At 71.2% G+C, this 16,478-nt stretch carries 12 protein-coding genes and 1 pseudogene; 4 read left to right on the top strand and 9 right to left on the bottom strand.

Annotated features, from left to right (window positions below; translation table 11 throughout):
* Window positions 1–16 precede the first annotated feature (16 nt).
* Entirely contained in the window at window positions 17–766 is a 750-nt protein-coding gene (ppgK, locus tag OIC96_RS16810; protein WP_330307054.1) for a polyphosphate--glucose phosphotransferase, read from the top strand.
* A 96-nt stretch (window positions 767–862) separates the two neighbouring features.
* Here ppgK and OIC96_RS16805 read toward each other — a convergent pair whose 3' ends face one another.
* Complete coding sequence (locus OIC96_RS16805) at window positions 863–1,462, bottom strand: DUF6542 domain-containing protein (protein WP_330307055.1); 600 nt, start codon at window positions 1,460–1,462, stop codon at window positions 863–865.
* Between the two features lie 241 nt (window positions 1,463–1,703).
* On the opposite strand from OIC96_RS16805, the gene ychF reads away from it, so the two are divergent.
* The 3 genes and pseudogenes from ychF (at window position 1,704) to OIC96_RS16790 (ending at window position 4,920) form a co-directional block, all read left to right on the top strand.
* Complete coding sequence (gene ychF, locus OIC96_RS16800; RefSeq protein WP_330307056.1) at window positions 1,704–2,792, top strand: redox-regulated ATPase YchF; 1,089 nt, start codon at window positions 1,704–1,706, stop codon at window positions 2,790–2,792.
* Window positions 2,793–2,911: 119 nt separating this feature from the next.
* Window positions 2,912–3,010 (top strand): annotated as a pseudogene (locus tag OIC96_RS16795) (type II toxin-antitoxin system YoeB family toxin); the annotation flags it as partial.
* Between the two features lie 203 nt (window positions 3,011–3,213).
* Window positions 3,214–4,920 (top strand): MFS transporter, encoded by a 1,707-nt coding sequence (locus OIC96_RS16790; RefSeq protein WP_330307057.1) that lies wholly within the window; start codon window positions 3,214–3,216, stop codon window positions 4,918–4,920.
* A gap of 162 nt (window positions 4,921–5,082) precedes the next feature.
* On the opposite strand, the gene OIC96_RS16785 is transcribed toward OIC96_RS16790, so the two are convergent.
* The 8 genes from OIC96_RS16785 to acnA form a co-directional block, all read right to left on the bottom strand.
* A complete protein-coding gene (locus OIC96_RS16785; RefSeq protein WP_330307058.1) occupies window positions 5,083–6,777 on the bottom strand; it encodes a cellulase family glycosylhydrolase in 1,695 nt (564 codons plus the stop codon).
* Between the two features lie 277 nt (window positions 6,778–7,054).
* Window positions 7,055–8,287 carry an ATP-grasp domain-containing protein gene (locus OIC96_RS16780; protein WP_330307059.1) on the bottom strand — a complete coding sequence of 411 codons (1,233 nt, stop codon included), beginning with the start codon at window positions 8,285–8,287 and terminating at the stop codon, window positions 7,055–7,057.
* 62 nt (window positions 8,288–8,349) lie between these two features.
* On the bottom strand, window positions 8,350–8,850 hold the full coding sequence (locus OIC96_RS16775; protein WP_330307060.1) for a flavin reductase family protein: 501 nt from the start codon (window positions 8,848–8,850) through the stop codon (window positions 8,350–8,352).
* Entirely contained in the window at window positions 8,847–10,208 is a 1,362-nt protein-coding gene (locus OIC96_RS16770) for an LLM class flavin-dependent oxidoreductase (RefSeq protein ID WP_330307061.1), read from the bottom strand. The genes OIC96_RS16775 and OIC96_RS16770 overlap by 4 nt, the downstream gene beginning before the upstream one ends.
* Window positions 10,209–10,287: 79 nt before the next feature.
* The gene (locus OIC96_RS16765) at window positions 10,288–11,247 is read right to left on the bottom strand and encodes a D-2-hydroxyacid dehydrogenase family protein (RefSeq protein ID WP_330307062.1); all 960 of its coding nucleotides are present in this window, start codon (window positions 11,245–11,247) and stop codon (window positions 10,288–10,290) included.
* Window positions 11,248–11,258: 11 nt separating this feature from the next.
* The gene (locus OIC96_RS16760; RefSeq protein ID WP_330307063.1) at window positions 11,259–12,299 is read right to left on the bottom strand and encodes a mandelate racemase/muconate lactonizing enzyme family protein; all 1,041 of its coding nucleotides are present in this window, start codon (window positions 12,297–12,299) and stop codon (window positions 11,259–11,261) included.
* Window positions 12,296–13,717, bottom strand: coding sequence for a DUF6025 family protein (locus tag OIC96_RS16755; RefSeq protein ID WP_330307064.1), 1,422 nt, complete (start codon window positions 13,715–13,717; stop codon window positions 12,296–12,298). Before OIC96_RS16755 ends, OIC96_RS16760 begins: the two co-directional genes overlap by 4 nt.
* Window positions 13,714–16,470 (bottom strand): aconitate hydratase AcnA, encoded by a 2,757-nt coding sequence (gene acnA / locus OIC96_RS16750; protein WP_330307065.1) that lies wholly within the window; start codon window positions 16,468–16,470, stop codon window positions 13,714–13,716. Before acnA ends, OIC96_RS16755 begins: the two co-directional genes overlap by 4 nt.
* Window positions 16,471–16,478 lie beyond the last annotated feature (8 nt).

The following is a 16,478-nucleotide window of genomic DNA, read 5'->3' as shown; positions in this document are numbered from 1 at the left end:
GACGTAACGTAGGGCCATGCAGATCTTCGGTGTGGACATCGGCGGTTCAGGGATCAAGGGCGCTCCCGTGGACCTGGACCGCGGCGACTTGGCAGAGGAGCGCTACAAAGTGCTCACCCCGCAGCCGGCGACCCCCGACGCGGTGGCCGACGGCGTGAAGGAGGTCGTCGGTCACTTCGGCTGGACGGGCCCGGTCGGGATCACCTTCCCCGGAGTGGTCACCGGCGGCGCCACCATCCGTACGGCTGCCAATGTCGACAAGGCCTGGATCGACACCGACGCGCGCGCCCTGCTCGGCGAGCGGCTGGGCGGCCTCCCGGTGACCGTGCTGAACGACGCGGACGCGGCGGGCGTCGCCGAGATGCAGTTCGGTGCCGGACGCGACCGTCAGGGCACGGTCATCCTCCTCACCTTCGGCACGGGCATCGGCAGCGCCCTCTTCCACGACGGCGTCCTCGTCCCGAACACGGAACTGGGTCATCTGGAGCTGTCCGGCCACGAGGCCGAGAAGCGCGCCTCCACCAAGGCCAAGGAAGACCACGAGCTCACCTGGGAGCGCTGGGCGCACCGCGTGCAGAAGTACCTCGCCCACGTCGAGATGCTCTTCTCCCCGGAGCTCTTCATCATCGGCGGCGGTGTCAGCCGCAAGTCCGACCGATTCCTGCACCTCATCGAGGACATCAAGGCGGAGATCGTCCCGGCGCAGCTGCAGAACAACGCGGGGATCGTGGGAGCGGCGATGAGAGCGGCGAAGTCGGCGACGTAGGGCCGCGCTTCGGGAGTGCGGGGCCGTCGCCGTCCGCCGGCTGCCCCGGCTTGCCGACTGCCGTCCCAGCTCGTCGGCTGCCGTCCCGGAGCCGGGCTATCCGGCCGACCGGGACGGACGGCCGGGCGGGAGATCCCGCCGCGAGGCGGCGGCCTGGGCGCGTCGCTGGGCGGCCCGGCGGCTCATCAGCCGTACCTTGCGGACGGTCACGATGAGACCCGCGACCAGCGTCCCCCCGTACAACCACCCCGCCTGCAGGGCGAGCGCGGTGACCAGCCCCATCGCGCGGCCGCCGACCCCGCCCCCACTGTCGTCGGCGACCGGCAGCAGCCCGAAGGCGAAGGCGATCGGTACGACGACGGGTGCGGTCACCAGGTCCCCCCGCCGCACCCACACCGCGGTCAGCGCGCACACCGGCAGGAACAGCACCCCGTACACCGTCGGCGACGCCCCGAACAGCAACTGGTCGAGGCAGCCGAGCGCGAACATCGACGCACTGCAGAACAGCCCGCTCCCCAGCCCGGTGAGCCGGGGATTCGGCATCCTCCGCACCGCCTGGACCAGCGGCGGCGCGGGCCGCCGAGCCGCAGGGGCGCCCCGCCGCACATCGCCGTCCGAGCCCCGCCCGGCTTGTGCAGGAACGGGCATGCCGCGTCGCGGTCGGTACTGAGAGGGACGCGTCCTGTGTTGCTCCACTGGACCAACTTAGGTCGGTTTATGTGTCGAATAGCCCTTCAGACACGCCGAGACACGCCGATAAGCAGACCTTGGCCAAGCGTTCGATACGTCGCCGGTGCGGGCCCGGGCACGCCGTAGACTGGTGGATCGGCCCGCGCATCAGCCATGCCGGTCACCGGTCATGGCAGCCATGAAGGACCCGGGCCGCGCAGCCCCAGTCCTCACATCCTCAACATCCTCACGTACGGGAAGTCGCAACGTGTCGCTCACGATCGGAATCGTCGGTCTGCCCAATGTCGGCAAGTCGACCATGTTCAACGCCCTGACCAAGAACGACGTGCTCGCGGCCAACTACCCGTTCGCCACGATCGAGCCGAACGTGGGCGTGGTCGGCGTCCCCGACGCGCGGCTGACGAAGCTGGCCGAGATCTTCGGCTCGCAGAAGATCCTCCCCGCCACCGTCGACTTCGTCGACATCGCGGGCATCGTGAAGGGCGCGTCCGAGGGCGAGGGCCTGGGCAACAAGTTCCTCGCGAACATCCGCGAGTCCGACGCCATCTGCCAGGTCATCCGCGCCTTCAAGGACGAGAACGTCGTGCACGTCGACGGCAAGGTCTCGCCCAAGGACGACATCGAGACGATCAACACCGAGCTGATCCTCGCGGACCTCCAGACGATCGAGAAGGTCCTGCCGCGCCTCCAGCGGGAGTCGCGCATCAAGAAGGACATCGGCCCGAAGGTCGCGGCGGTCGAGGCGGCGCAGGCGATCCTGGAGAGGGGCGACACGCTCTTCTCCGCGGGCATCGTCCAGGGCTCCGGCAACGAGGAACTGCTGCACGACCTGCACCTGCTCACCACCAAGCCGTTCCTGTACGTCTTCAACGTGGACGAGGACGAGCTGGTCGACGACGCCTTCAAGGCCGAGCAGAGCGCCCTGGTCGCCCCCGCGGAGGCGATCTTCCTCAACGCCAAGCTGGAGGCGGACCTCGCCGAGCTCGACGAGGAGGAGGCCATGGAGCTCCTGGAGTCGGTCGGCGTCGAGGAGCCCGGCATGACGACCCTGGCCCGCGTCGGCTTCAACACCCTCGGCCTCCAGACGTACCTGACGGCCGGCCCCAAGGAATCCCGCGCCTGGACCATCAAGAAGGGCGCGACCGCCCCCGAGGCCGCCGGTGTCATCCACACCGACTTCCAGAAGGGCTTCATCAAGGCCGAGGTCATCTCCTTCGCGGACCTCGTCGAGACGGGCTCGGTCGCCGAGGCCCGCGCCAAGGGCAAGGCCCGCATGGAGGGCAAGGACTACGTCATGCAGGACGGGGACGTGGTGGAGTTCCGCTTCAACGTGTGACCGGTTCGTTGCTTTGAGCCAGGTCGTTCGTCGGGTTCGCAGGTGGCAAGGGGTCGACTCTTTCGGGAGTCGGCCCCTTGCTGCTTCCCGCGCTGGGATGGTGCCGGGTTTTCTGATCGCGCAAGATGCTCGCTCGGGTCAACAAGCTCATCGAAGACGTCAAACGTGACCCCTTCGCAGGGATCGGCAAGCCCGAGCCGCTCGCCATGATGTGGCCGCGGATCTGCCCGTCGCTCTGGACGGGTTCGCCGGGATCCGTCGGCGGCCGGGTGGTGAACGGGGTGAAGGACCTCGTGCAGACCCCTAGGCATACCGACTAGTCGGTACTAGCCTCTGGCCACGCTCTCGGAGCCGGGCGCACCTTGTCCCCCGTCGAACCGACGCAAACACCCGGTTTCCGCGTATCCCCAGGAGGAGCCGTATGCCCGCCACTCCGACGGCGTTCGACGCCGACAGACCCGCGCCCGATGCGCCCGCCGTGGACGCCCGCACCCCGCTGACCTGGCTGTACCGCCGAGATCTGGCGGACTACCCGCCCACCGGTCGCCGTATGACGTATCTCGCGATCGTGGTCATCACCACCGTCGTCCTCTACTACATGCTGTACATCCAGTACGCGGTGGCGACGTCGATCATCACGCACTTCGACATGACGTACCGCTACTTCGTCTGGGTCTCGGTGATCGGCAACGCGATCGGGGCCTTCGCCTCGCTCGTGGCCGGTCTGGCGGATCGCTGGGGCCGGGCGAATCTGGTGGTCTACGGGTTGCTGATCGCCGCGCTGCTGGTCTTCTTCGGGCTGCCGAACGCGGCGAACAAGACCACCTATCTGGTGCTCTTCGCGCTCGTCAGCTTTATCGAGGGCATCGTGCTGGTCGCCACCCCCGCGCTGATCAGGGACTTCTCCCCGCAGCTCGGTCGTGCCACCGCGATGGGGTACTGGACGATGGGCCCGGTCATCGGCTCTCTGGTGGTCACCACCGTCACCAGCAACACCCTCGACAGCGCCACCTGGCAGGACGAGCTGCGCTATTCGGCGATCGCCGGGTTCGTCGTCTTCGTCGTCGCGATCTTCGCGCTGCGCGAGCTGTCCCCGGCGTTGCGCGACCAGACCATGGTGTCGCTGCGGGACCGGGCGCTGGTCGAGGCGCGCGCCAAGGGGCTGGACACCGAGGCGGTGCGCCGCGGCGAGTGGCGGCAGATGATGCGCCTGGACGTGCTGGGCTCGGCCTTCGCCATCGCCGTGTTCCTGCTGCTGTACTACGCGGCGGTCGGCAACTTCGTCGTCTACTTCGCGACCACCTTCGGCTACAGCGAGCAGCGCACCAACGCGTTGGCCAACTGGTACTGGGGGGCGAACGCCATCGCCCTGGTCCTGGTCGGCCTGCTCTCGGACCGGCTGAAGGTGCGCAAACCCTTCATGATCGTCGGCGCGGCCGGCTCCGTCGTGGTGACCGCGATCTTCGCTACCCGCGCCACTCACCTGACGACCGACTACTACACCTTCGCCTGGCTGTTCGTCGGCATCGGCGTCTTCAGCGGCATCGCCTACGCACCCTGGATGGCGAGCTTCACCGAGACCGTGGAGAAGCACAACCCGGCGGCGACCGCGGCGGGCCTGGCGGTGTGGGGCTGGACGGTGCGCATCGTGGTCGCCGTCTCCGCGGCCTTCATCCCGGTGCTGGTCACCTCAGTGACCCCGCTCGTGGAGCACGGCGCCGAGGTCAAGGCCGCCTCGGTGCAGGCGGCGCCGGCGCTGGCCATCGTCAACGCGCACCCTCAGCTCTTCGCCGAGCTGAACAAGTACACCCCGACCACGGTGCCGCCCGCGCTGGGCGCCCGCGCCGTCAAGGAGGTCGGCGCGGAGAACCTGGGCGTCGTGCAGAAGGCGGCGCCGCAGCTGAAGCTGCTGCAGGAGTACGGCGCCAAGGTCCAGAAGGCGTCGAAGGACGGACCCGGCGAGTGGCGCAACTGGTGGTGGATCTGCGTCGGCGGCCAGGTGCTCTTCCTGCCCTTCGTCTTCGTGATGGCGGGTCGCTGGAGCCCGAAGAGGGCGCGTGAGGACGCCGAGGCGCACCAGATCGCGGTCGACCGCGAACTGGCCGCCCTCGCCGCCGCCAAGGAGTGACCGGACGCGGAGCCGGCCGACCCGTCCACGGCCGGACGGGCCGGCCGGCTCCGCGGTCGTGTGTGTCGATCAGCGCGAGTCGGCCGAGAACCCGCCGGAAGCGACCACCGGCGGGGCACTCGCCTCCGCCAGCCAGCCAGCCAGCCAGCCGGGTCGGCCGGATCAGGCGGTGGCGCAGGTGGCACCGCTGAGGGTGAAGGTGGTCGGGGCGGTGTTGGTGGAGCCCTTGCCGGCGATGAAGCCCACGGTGACCGAGCCGCCGGCGGGAATGGTGGAGGTGTAGGAGGCGGGGGTGACGCTGACGGTGCCGCCGCTCTGTGTGGGCGTACCTCCCCACATGTTCGTGACGGTCTGGCCGTCGGCGAAGGTGAAGGCGAGCTTCCAGCCGCTGATGGCGGTGGTGCCGGTGTTGCCGATGCTGATCTCGCCCTGGAAGCCGCCCGGCCACTCGCCCACGATGCGGTAGCCGACGGAGCAGCTCCCGCTGGGAGTGCTGCCGGTGGTGACGTTCACCGTGGCCGAGCGGGCCGAGCGGTTTCCGGCGGCGTCGTGGGCGTAGACGGCGAACGTGTACGTGGTGTCGGCGGTGAGGCCGGGCACGGTGACGGTGTTGGTGGTGGAGGTGGCGATCTTGGTCTCGGAGCTGCCGCTGACGCGGACGATGTCGTAGCCGGTGACGCCGACGTCGTCGGTGGCGGCGGTCCAGGTGAGGGTGGCGGAGGTGGCCGTCACGGAGGAGGCGGTCGGGGTGCCGGGGGTGGTCGGGGCCTGGGTGTCGCCCGAGCTGCCGCCGGAGTAGACGGTGGCTTCCTTGGCGGTCTGGGCGATGCCGTTGGCGCCGTTGAAGACACGCTGGCCCCAGGAACTGAGCTGCGTGGGATCGAAGTTGATCGCCAGGTCGAGGATCGGGTCGGTGTTGCCGCTCCAGGACCAGGCCAGATAGCCGAGCTTGAGCTGCTGGGCCGCGGCCATCATGGTGTCCTCGTCCGGGTCGCCGTACTGGTCGGCAGGGCCTCCGAACTCGCCGATGAGGATGGGCAGTTTGGCGTTGACGAAGGCGTTCAGGTAGTCGGTGATCTCCTGGGCCGTGTCGAAGACGCTGTACATGTGGATCGAGAAGATCAGGTTGCCGGTGGGGTCGGCGTCGTACACGGACTGGGCGTTGGCGCGCATGACGCCCTGCCAGTCCTGGCCCCAGTTGGGCGCGTCCACCATGATCGTGTGCGCGAGCCCGGCGTCGCGCAGCTTCTTGACCGCGGCGATGGTGGGGGCGGTCCAGCCTTCAGGATTCGTGTTGCCCCAGGGCTCGTTGCCGATGTTGATCATGATGTAGTTCTCTTGCCCGGCCAGCACGTCCTTCAGGCCGATCCAGTAGTCGGCCGCCTCGTCGAGCGTGCCGGCCGCGGTGTCCTCGCCGTAGCCGGTGGTGTCGTGCACCTCCAGCACGCAGATGAGCCGGTTGGCCTTGCACTGTGCGATGACGTTGGCCACGTCCGCCGCGCTGTTCGCGCTCCAGCGGTGGCCGTCGGCGAGGACGACGCGGACCGTGTTGGCGCCCAGCGCCTTGATGTCGGCCAGCGACTGCGTCGTCCTGCCCTGGTACCAGGTGTGGGCGTGATTGACGCCACGCATGATGAATTCGTTGCCGTTGCCTTCGAGCAGGCGGCCGTCGCTGATGTGGAGGCCGGCGGCGAGGGCGCCGGGTGACGGGGACTGCTGCGGTGACTGTGACTGCGCCTGGGCCTGGGCCGGGGTTGGGCCGACGGTGCCGAGGACGATGAGTCCCAGGAGGGTGATCAGCCCGGTCAGCAGAGCGGTGACGGGGCTCGTTCGTGTCGTGCTTCTTGCTGTTCTCACTGCGCCTCCAAAGAGTGAGCGCCATGAGCGCCAAGAGACCTGAGCGTCAGAAGAAACGTGGGAGCGCTCCCATGAACCCACCTTGCCAGGGGCACGTCAAGGGATCGCGCGCGCTCCGGGGGCGTCGAAGCGTGCGGCGTATTCGGCGTGACGGCGACGAAGATGGTGTCGCCGACCGGCCGAGCTCCCAGTCCAGGCCGGTGCCGGAGATCCCGTATGTGTGACCGGCGTCCACCCGCCGGAACTGGGAGCAGTCGTCAGCGTTCCGCTGCGACATCTAGTCCCAGTTCGTGTGCAGGTGCCACCACTCCGTCAGAAGGGCGAGGCGCTTGCGGACCTCCTGCGGGGTGTCGGCGGTGACGAGGGCGTCGGCCGCCGACTGGGTCGCGTACTCCAGGCCCGTGCACTCGGCGCCGGGTTCCAGGCGCACGGTGAGGTCCACGCCGGGCACCGGGCACGGTTCGGCGGGCGGGGCGAACCTGCCGTGGCCGGGCGGGAAGAGAACCCAGCCGGTGGAGACTTCGGGCCCGGCGGGCTGGTCGGTGAGGGTGAGCGCGCTGCCGCACTGGGCGCGCAGCCCCTCCTTGGCCAGGTGGACGCCGAAGGACCGCTCGTAGGCCTCGGCGATCAGAGCGCCGCCCGCCCGGCTGGCGATCTCGCACACGACGGGGCTGCCGTCGGCACCGAGCCATGCCTCCAGGTGGAAGGCGAGCGGCTGCTCGGCGGGCGGCAACGCGGCGACGACCTCGTGGGCCAGCCCGCGCAGCAGGGGCGTACGGTCGTCGTCCGCGCCGAGCAGCACGCTGCTGAGCTGGGTCTGGCCCTGCAGATGCTCGGCGACTCCGCTGTTGTACTGGGACGGCCAGCAGTGCAGTACCCGGCCGCCCCGCATGATGCCGTCCACGTGGAAGAAGTCGCCGTGGACGAAGCCCTCGGCCATCCACTGGCCCGGCAGGAAGGGCACCTCGGAGGTGCTCTGCCGGGCCAGGAACGCGTCCAGGTCCGCCGGGCCGCGCAGGATGCTCACGCCCTCCGCGCCGGCCCCGGTCCGCGGTTTCACGACCACGGGACCGTCCTCGGTGTCGAGGAAGTCGAGCAGGTCCAGCGGGCCGTCGACCGCGGCGAAGGACGGCACGCGCAGTCCGGCGTTCCGCAGCAGCCGCTTCATGACCACCTTGTCCCGGTAGGCGGTGGCGCCGGCGGTGTCCTGTCCCGGGACGCCCAGGCGATCACGCAGCCGGGCCGCCCGCAGCACGTCGTCCTCGCTGGTGCTCGCCACCAGCCCGACACCGTACGTCCGGGCCGCCTCCTCGGCGACGAGCTCGGTGGACCACGCGTAGTAGTCGTCCACCAGCCGGTGCTCGGGGAAGTGCTCGGCGAGCACATCCTCCGAACCGGCCACCGCCTTGTGCGTGGTGACCAGGACGACGGTGTCGGCGGTGCTGTCCAGCCAGTCCTGAAGGGGGCGCTTGGCCAACGGCTGGCGGGAGTACAGAAGGACCTTGGGCATGTCGGGGGCATCCTTGGACGGGAGTTCCGGCCCGTGGGGCCGGCGGAGCGGTCGGGGTTTTCTCAGGGAACGAGGGACGCGCGGGGCGCGGCCACGGGGCGTACGGCACCGCGCAGGTGCACCAGGGCGTCGCCCGGCGCCCCGGCCAGGGCGTGCTCGACGGCGGCGACCACCATGTGGTGGTCGCCGAGCCGGAGCCGTTCGCGGCGGGAGCAGACCAGCCAGGCCAGACAGTCGTCGAGCAGCGGAACGCCCTGCGGACCGGTGTGCCAGCGGGTGGGCGCCGCGAACCGGTCGGTGCCGGAGGCGGCGAACCGCTCGGCGACGTCCGCCTGTTCGGCGCTCAGCACCTGGATCCCGAACCACTCGCAGTCCCGGATCCTGGCCCAGGTGGACGAGGTCTCGGCCAGGCAGAAGGAGACGAGGGCCGGCTCGGCGCTGACCGAGGTGAAGGACGTGATGGTCACTCCGGCCGGCCCCGCGGTGCCGGCTGCGGTCAGCACCGCCACCCCGGAGGCGTGCGCGCGCAGCGCCGAGCGCAGGGCCGCTCCCTCGACGGTCACGCCCGCACCTCAGCCGCACGGCGGGCGGAGGCGAAGGCGGGCCGGGGCAGGCCCAGGTTGGCGCGCAGGCTGGTGCCCTCGTACTCGGTACGGAACAGCCCGCGCCGCTGGAGCTCCGGCACCAGCAGATCGACGATGGCGTCGAGGCCGTCCGGCAGATAGTCGGGCATGATGTTGAAGCCGTCGGCGGCCTCGTTGACGAACCAGTCCTCCAGCTCGTCCGCGATGGACTCGGGAGTGCCGAGCAGGAACCGGTGGCCGCGCCCGGCCGCCACCGACAGATACAGCTCGCGGATGGTCAGCCCCTCCCGCCTGGCCTGCTCGTAGATCAGCTGCTGCTTGCTGGTGGAGCCCTCCGTGGGCGGCAGGTCGGGCAGCGGGCCGTCCAGCGGGTATCCGGAGATGTCGACGTCGCCCAGCTGACCGGTCAGCAGCCCGAGCCCGACCACCGGGTCGACCAGGTCCTGGAGGACCGCGTACTTGTCCTCGGCCTCCGCCCGGGTACGGCCGACCACGATGAACGCGCCGGGCAGGATCTTCACGTCGTCCGGGTTCCGGCCGTGCTCGGCGACCTGCTTCTTCATGCCCCGGTAGAACGTCTGCGCCTGGTCCAGCGTCTGCTGCGCCGTGAACACCACCTCGGCCCAGCGGCCGGCGAAGTCCTGGCCGTCGGCGGAGGAACCGGCCTGCACGATCACCGGGTAACCCTGCGGCGGGCGCGCGACGTTGAGCGGGCCGCGCACCGAGAAGTGCTCGCCCTTGTGGTGCAGGATGTGCAGCTTGGCCGGGTCGAAGAAACGGCCCGACTCCTTGTCGTACGAGAACGCGTCGTCCTCCCAGCTGTCCCACAGCCCGGTGACCACGTCCATGAACTCACGGGCCCGCCGGTAGCGGGCGGCGTGGTCCGGCTGCTTGTCCAGGTTGAAGTTCTGGGCCTCGGCGTCGGTGACCGAGGTGACCACGTTCCAGCCCGAGCGGCCGGAGCTCAGGAAGTCCAGCGAGGCGAACTTCCGCGCGATGTTGAAGGGTTCGTTGTACGTCGTGGAGGCGGTGGCCGTGAGCCCTATGTGCGTGGTGTGCACGGCGAGGGCGGACAGCAGGGTCAGCGGCTCGAAGTGGACCATGCGGCCCTGCCGGCTCAGCTCCTCGGCGTCCCGGTAGGTGGTGCGTACCCCGGCGCCGTCCGAGAGGAAGACCATGTCGAACTTGCCCCGCTCGGCGGTCTGCACCAACGAGCGGTAGTAGTCGAAGTCCAGGCCTCCGTCGGGGCGTGCGTTGGGATGCCGCCAGGCGGCGACATGGTGGCCGGGCGCGGGGAGGAAGGCGCCGAGTTTCATGAGACGGCGGTGCGCGCTCACGGTGGTGGTCTCCGATCGGACGTAGGGCGGTGGGACGCGGTGGGACGGTGAGTGGCCGGGCGGGATCCGTGGCGGATCGTCAGCCGAGGATCCGCACGGGCTCGCCGGCGAGGTAGGCCTGGATGTCCTCGACGGCCTGGCCGTAGTAGCGCTCGTAGTTGGCCCGGGACACATAGCCGAGGTGCGGGGTGGCGAGCAGGCGCGGGGCGGTGCGCATCGGGTGGCCGGCGGGCAGGGGTTCTACGTCGAAGACGTCGACGCCCGCTCCCGCGATCCGGCCCTCGTGCAGCGCGGCGAGCAGCGCGTCCTGGTCGACGATCGCGGCCCGTGAGGTGTTGACGAGGTAGGCGGTCGGCTTGAAGAGGTCCAGTTCGGCGGCGCCGATCAGGCCGCGGGTCCGCTCGCCGAGCTTCAGGTGCACGGAGACGAAGTCGCTGCTCGCGAGCAACTCCTCCTTGGAAGCGGCCAGATGGACCCCGACCTCGTCCGCGCGCTCCTTGGTGAGGTTCTGGCTCCAGGCGGTGACCTCCATGCCGAAGGCGAGCCCGACCTGGGCCACCAGGCCGCCGATCCGGCCCAGGCCGAGCAGGCCGAGCCGGCGGCCGTGCAGATCGGCGCCGACGGTGGACTGCCAGGGGCCGCCGTCGCGCAGGGCCCCGCTCTCCTGGACGAGGCCGCGGGCGAGACCGAGGAGCAGGGCCCAGGTCAGCTCGACCGGCGGGGTCGAGAAGCTCTGGGTGCCGCACACGGTGACGCCGTTCGCCCGCGCCGCCGCGTAGTCGATCACGGAGTTGCGCATGCCCGCGGCGATCAGCAGCTTCAGCCGGGGCAGGCGGTTCAGCAGTGAGGCCGGGAAGGGCACCCGCTCCCGCAGCGTGACCACGAAGTCGAAGTCGGCGATGGCCTCGGCGAGTTCCTCCTCGGTCGCGAAGTGCTCCGTGAAGGTGACGACCTCGACCCGGTCGCTCACCGGTGACCAGTCGGCGAAGGCGGTGGCGACGTTCTGGAAGTCGTCGAGTACGGCGCAGCGGAATTGCATGTCGGTTCTCCTTACGGAATGTCGTCGGCGTGGACGGCCTGGGCGCCCAGCCCGGGGGCGTCCGGCAACACGATCCTGCCCCGGTCGATCACCACACCGGAGAACGGGTCGTCGCGCAGGTCGAGATGGCCGTCGAGGTCCAGATGGTCGGCGAGCGGCGCCAGTTGGGCCATCGCGCTCACCCCGAGGGCGCTCTCGGTCTTGCAGCCCAGCATCACGCCCAGGCCGGCCTGCCGGGCCAGCGTGATCATGTCGAGCGCGGCGCGCAGTCCGCCGCACTTGGTGAGCTTGATGTTCACGGCCGATGCCCGGCCGCGCAGCGGCAGTACGTCCTCGGGCAGCACGCAGTCCTCGTCGGCGACCACCGGTATCGGCGAGCCGCGGTGCACCTGGCCCAGGCCGGCCGGATTCCCCCGGGCGACGGGCTGTTCGAGCAGCTCGACCCCGTGCCGGGCCAGCTCGTGGGCCACCTCCACGGCCCGCTCGGGGCTCCAGGAGCCGTTGCCGTCGACCCAGATACGACCGTCGTAGACCGAGCGGAGCACTCCGGCGCGGCTGCCGTCGTCGTCCGGTGTCAGCTTGAGCTTCAGGATCGGCCAGTCGCCGAACTGCCTTCCCTTGCGCTGGAGTTCGTCATCGCTTCCGGCGCCGATGGACAGTGCGCTCGGGGCGAGCGGCAGTCCGGCGAGCCCCAGCATCCGGTGCAGGGGCTGGCCGGCGGCCTTGCCGAGCAGGTCGTGCAGCGCGAGATCGACCGCCGCGGCGACGGCCGGCCGCACCCCGGCGGTGCGCAGCGCGTCGAGGACCCGGCGCAGGTCGTACGGTGTCGCGTCGGCGAGCAGCGGTGCGCAGGCGTCCAGTTCGGCGGGATCGGCGGCGAGCGCCGCCCCGTATCCGGTCAGCCCCGACCAGTCCAGGCGCAGCACGCTCTGGCGTACGTGCGTGGTCACGCCGGTGTTGCTGGCGAAGGGCTCGCTCAGGGTGATCTCGATCCGGCGGTGTCCGGCCCGCATCGGCGTCCCGGCTCCGGTCCGCGGCTTCGTGTCCGTCATGCCAGTGTCTCCTCGAAGGCCGCGACCAGTGCGGAGGCCTGACGCAGGGTCAGGTCGCGGAAGCCGTCCGGCTCGACCGGAACGGCCGCCTCGCGGCTCGCCCCGTCGTGCGGCACTCCGCTGCCGTCCCGGAACCGGTCGAGCAGATACGCGGACAGGCCGTCCCGGTGCTCGGCCAGCCAGCCCAGCGCCGTCTCGTAGGCCTGGTCGCCGGGTGCGGACAGGGTGGTTTTGAACAGGCCCGCCAGCACCTCCGCGTCCCCGGCCGAGGTGCCGGGCGGGCAGAGCATGAAGACGGGGGCGGGCAGCAGGACGAAGCACAGCGGGTGCGCCTCGGCGAAGTCCCGCACCAGCGGGCCCGTGATGCCGCGCATCGCACGGGCGGTGGACTTGCGGCCGAAGTAGCCGCCGCGGCGCGGCGGACAGCCGGCCATCGCCCGGGCCCCCCAGTGCAGATGGACCCGGAAACCGCCGTCCGTGAGACCGGGCGCCCGCGAGGGAGCCGTAACCGGCTCCGGTACGTCCGCACTCGGCCGTACATCGGGATAGTCCACGCCGAACAGCGCCGACAGCACGGTCGTCACCAGGTGCGACATCACTGGAAGCACCGGCGGGAGGGCGCTCAACGAGTCGAAGAACCAACGGGGTTCGGTCAGCGCCCGCAGGGGCAGGAGGGCAGCCTCGGCGAGTTCGCGAGCGGAGCCGAACCGGTGGCCGTCGAGCAGGTAGCCCGTGCCGTCGGGGCGCAGCTCGCAGCGCCCCACCCGGCCGTCCAGCCGGGCCGCGTGGCTGATCAGCTCGGCGAACGCCCGGCGCGGGTTCTCCTTGCGGCCCGCCTCCGCGAGCAGGACGCAGAGCATGTCGGCCACCAGCGGAGCGTGTGCCAGCAGCCGGGTCGCCTCCAGCTCGAAGCGGTATCCGGTGAGCGCGCGCATCCGCCGCCAGTGCACCTCGACCAGCGGAGTCAGCTCGCCGTCCACGTCGGCCCGCACCAGGGGGCAGAACAGCGGGCGGGAGCGGTCCCGGCGGACGAAGGCCCGCCCGTCCCAGGTGTGCAGCGGCAGCGGCCGGCGCCGGCCCCCTTCGACCAGCGAACCGGGCAGATAGACGTCGTCGCCGCCGGTCTCCTCCGCCTCGGTCTGGGTGAAGCCGTAGATGAGCGGGAAGCCGTGGCCGCCGCCGCAGACGGCGGTGTTGAAGTCCATCGGGCCGGACCGGCCCAGCGCGATGTCCTCCCAGTTGCCCAGGTGGCCGCTGCGCGGCGGCAGCAGACCCGGTTCGGCGTGCACCGCGTCGAGCAGCGTACCCACGCGCACGTCACGGGTGCCGAGGTGGACCGGAGCGAACACACCGCCCCGCTCGGTGAGTGCCTCGGCCGCCGGCGACAGGCCCAGTTCGTGCAGCAGACGGGCGCTCACCGGGCCTGCTCCGGTGCGGCGTCCGGCCCGGCCGCCGGGGTGAGGCGGCCCAGCAGATAGGGCATGGTGCCGCCGGCCAGCAGGACGTCCCACTCGCCCGCGGAGTGCACATCGGCGCGGGCGGTGAACGTGATGCCCTCCGCGCGGACGTCGACCAGGCCGTTCTGCCGGGCCCGGTCCAGGGAGAGGTCGAACTCCTCGCGGCCGGTCAGCCCGAGCGAGGGCCAGGACGCGCCCTCGGGCAGCAGCAGGGGCAGGATGCCCATGGCGCAGAGATTGGCGCGGTGGATGCGCTCGAAGCTCTCCGCGAGCACCGCGCGCACTCCGAGCAGCCACGGTCCCTTCGCCGCCCAGTCGCGCGACGAGCCCATGCCGTAACTGCGGCCGGCGAGCACGATCAAGGGGGTGCCGTCGGCGGCGTACCGCTCGGCCGCGTCGTAGACCGGCAGCCGCTCGCCGCTCGGCAGATGCGCGGTCTGCCCGCCGCCGTCCCCGTCGCCGAGCAGCCGGTTGACGAGGCGCGGGTTGGCGAAGGTGCCGCGCGCCATCACCTCGTGGTTGCCGCGGCGTGACCCGTACGAGTTGAAGTCCCGCACCCCGTGCTCGCGCAGATGCCGTCCGGCCGGAGAGTCGGCGCGGATGGCGCCCACGGGGGAGATGTGGTCGGTGCTGACGTCGTCGCCGAGGGCGAGCAGCACCCGGGCGCCGGTGAGCGGGCCGGAACGGGGGCGCGCGCCGACGTAGGCGGGCGGGCGGATGTAGGTGGACGTCTGGTCCCAGGGGAAGACGTCCGAGCCGGACGCGGGGAGCGCGCTCCAGTGGTCACCGGCTGGTGCGCCGGCGGGCGCGGCCGTCGTGTCGCCGGCGCTCGCGGTCTCGGCCGCGAACACCTCCGGGGTGACGTACTCCGCCTCCAGCGCCGCGAGTTCGGCGGCATCCGGCCACAGCTCGCGCAGGTGTACGGGCTTGCCGTCGCGGTCGGTGCCCAGGGGCTCCGTCTCCAGGTCGGCGCGGACATGGCCCGCCAGGGCCAGGGCGACCACGAGCGCGGGGGAGGCCAGATAGCCGGCCCGCGCCTGGGCATGCACCCGGGCCTCGAAGTTGCGGTTGCCGCTGAGGACCGCGCACACCGTCAGATCCGCGTGCTCCACCGTCTCGCCGACTCCGTCGGCCAGTGGTCCGCTGCCGCCGTTGCAGGTCATGCAGCCGTAGCCGGCGACATGGAACCCCAGCTTCTCCAGGTCGGTGAGCAGGCCGGCGGCGCGAAGGTAGCGGGTGACGGTACGCGAGCCGGGGGACAGGCTCGTGCGGACGTGGGCGGGCACGGTGAGACCGCGCTCCACGGCCCGGCGGGCCAGCAGACCGGCCGCCAGCATGGCCTTCGGGTTGGAGGTGCTGGTGCAGGAGGTGATCGACGCGATGACGATGTCGCCGTCGCTCAGCCCGTTCGCGGTCCGGGGCGGACGCGATGTCAGATCCGCGAAGGAGCCGGGGAGTTCGGCCAGGGAGATGTGCTGGTCCGGACGGCTCGGGCCGGCGAGACCGGTGCCCACCGAGCCGAGGTCGAAGTCGATCACCCGCCCGAAGCGCGGCCCCGTGCCGACAGTGTCTGTGCCGGCAGCACCTGTGCCGTCGGCGTCCGTGCCGACAGCGTCCGTGCCGCCCGCGAACAGCCCCTGTGCGCGGCAGTACTCGGCGACGAGCCGGACATCGTCCTCGGCGCGCCCGGTCTGCCGCAGATAGCGCAGGGTTTCGCCGTCCACCGGGAAGAAGGCGCTCATGGCTCCGTACTCGGGTGCCATGTTGGCGATGGTGCAGCGGTCCGCGGCGGTGAGTGCGGCCACGCCGGGACCGGTGAACTCCAGCAGCAGTCCCCGCACGTTCTCCTCGCGCAGCCGCCGGGTGAGGGCGAGGACGACGTCGGTGGGGGAGGTCCCCGGCCGCGGTGAGCCGGTGAGCCGGACGCCGACCAGGGGCGGGACGCGCATCGGCTGGGCCAGGCCCAGCATCAGGGTCTCCGCCTCCAGGCCGCCCACGCCCCAGCCCAGCACACCGAGGCCGTTGACCATGGTGGTGTGGCTGTCGGTGCCGATCACGGTGTCGGGGCGGAGCAGGCCGTCGGGGCCCTGTGCCACCACCGTCGCCAGCCGCTCCAGGTTCACCTGGTGCACGATGCCGCGGCCCGGCGGGATCACGCGCAGCCCGTCGAACGCCGACTCGGCCCACTTCAGGAACGTGTACCGCTCGCGGTTGCGGTCCCACTCCAGCGCCTCGTTGAGGGCCAGGGCGTCCGGCCGGCCCGCCCAGTCCGTCTGGACCGAGTGATCGACCACCACGTCGACGGGCAGCGCCGGGTTGACCCGTCCGGGCCGGGACACCTGGTCGCGCAGCGCCGCCAGGTCCACGAGCAGGGGGATGCCGGTGTAGTCCTGCATCAGGATCCGGGCCGGGCGGAACACCATCTCCACGTCCGGTGTCTGACCGGCGGCCAGCCGCTTGCCCAGCACCGCGGCCGTCTGCGGCTCGCCGTCGCGCAGCAGCGACTCCAGCAGCACCCGGCCGCTGTACGGCACGTCGGCCAGGGCGAATCCGGCGCCCGCGGCGAAGGCGGGCAGGTCGTACCACGTGGCCTCGCGGCCCGCGAGCCGCCCACTGCTGATCATGAACAGTCTTTCTCTCTCGTCGCGGTGTTCGTTGCTGTGCTCGTTGTCGTGTTCGTCGTCGTGTTCGTTGCCGTGCTCGTCGTCGCGCACCGGCTCAC

The organism is Streptomyces sp. NBC_00775 (assembly GCF_036347135.1).
GTDB classification, from domain to species: Bacteria; Actinomycetota; Actinomycetes; order Streptomycetales; family Streptomycetaceae; genus Streptomyces; species Streptomyces lutosisoli.
The sequence above is the reverse complement of the archived record's forward strand: the minus strand, read 5'-3'. Positions and strand labels throughout refer to the sequence as shown.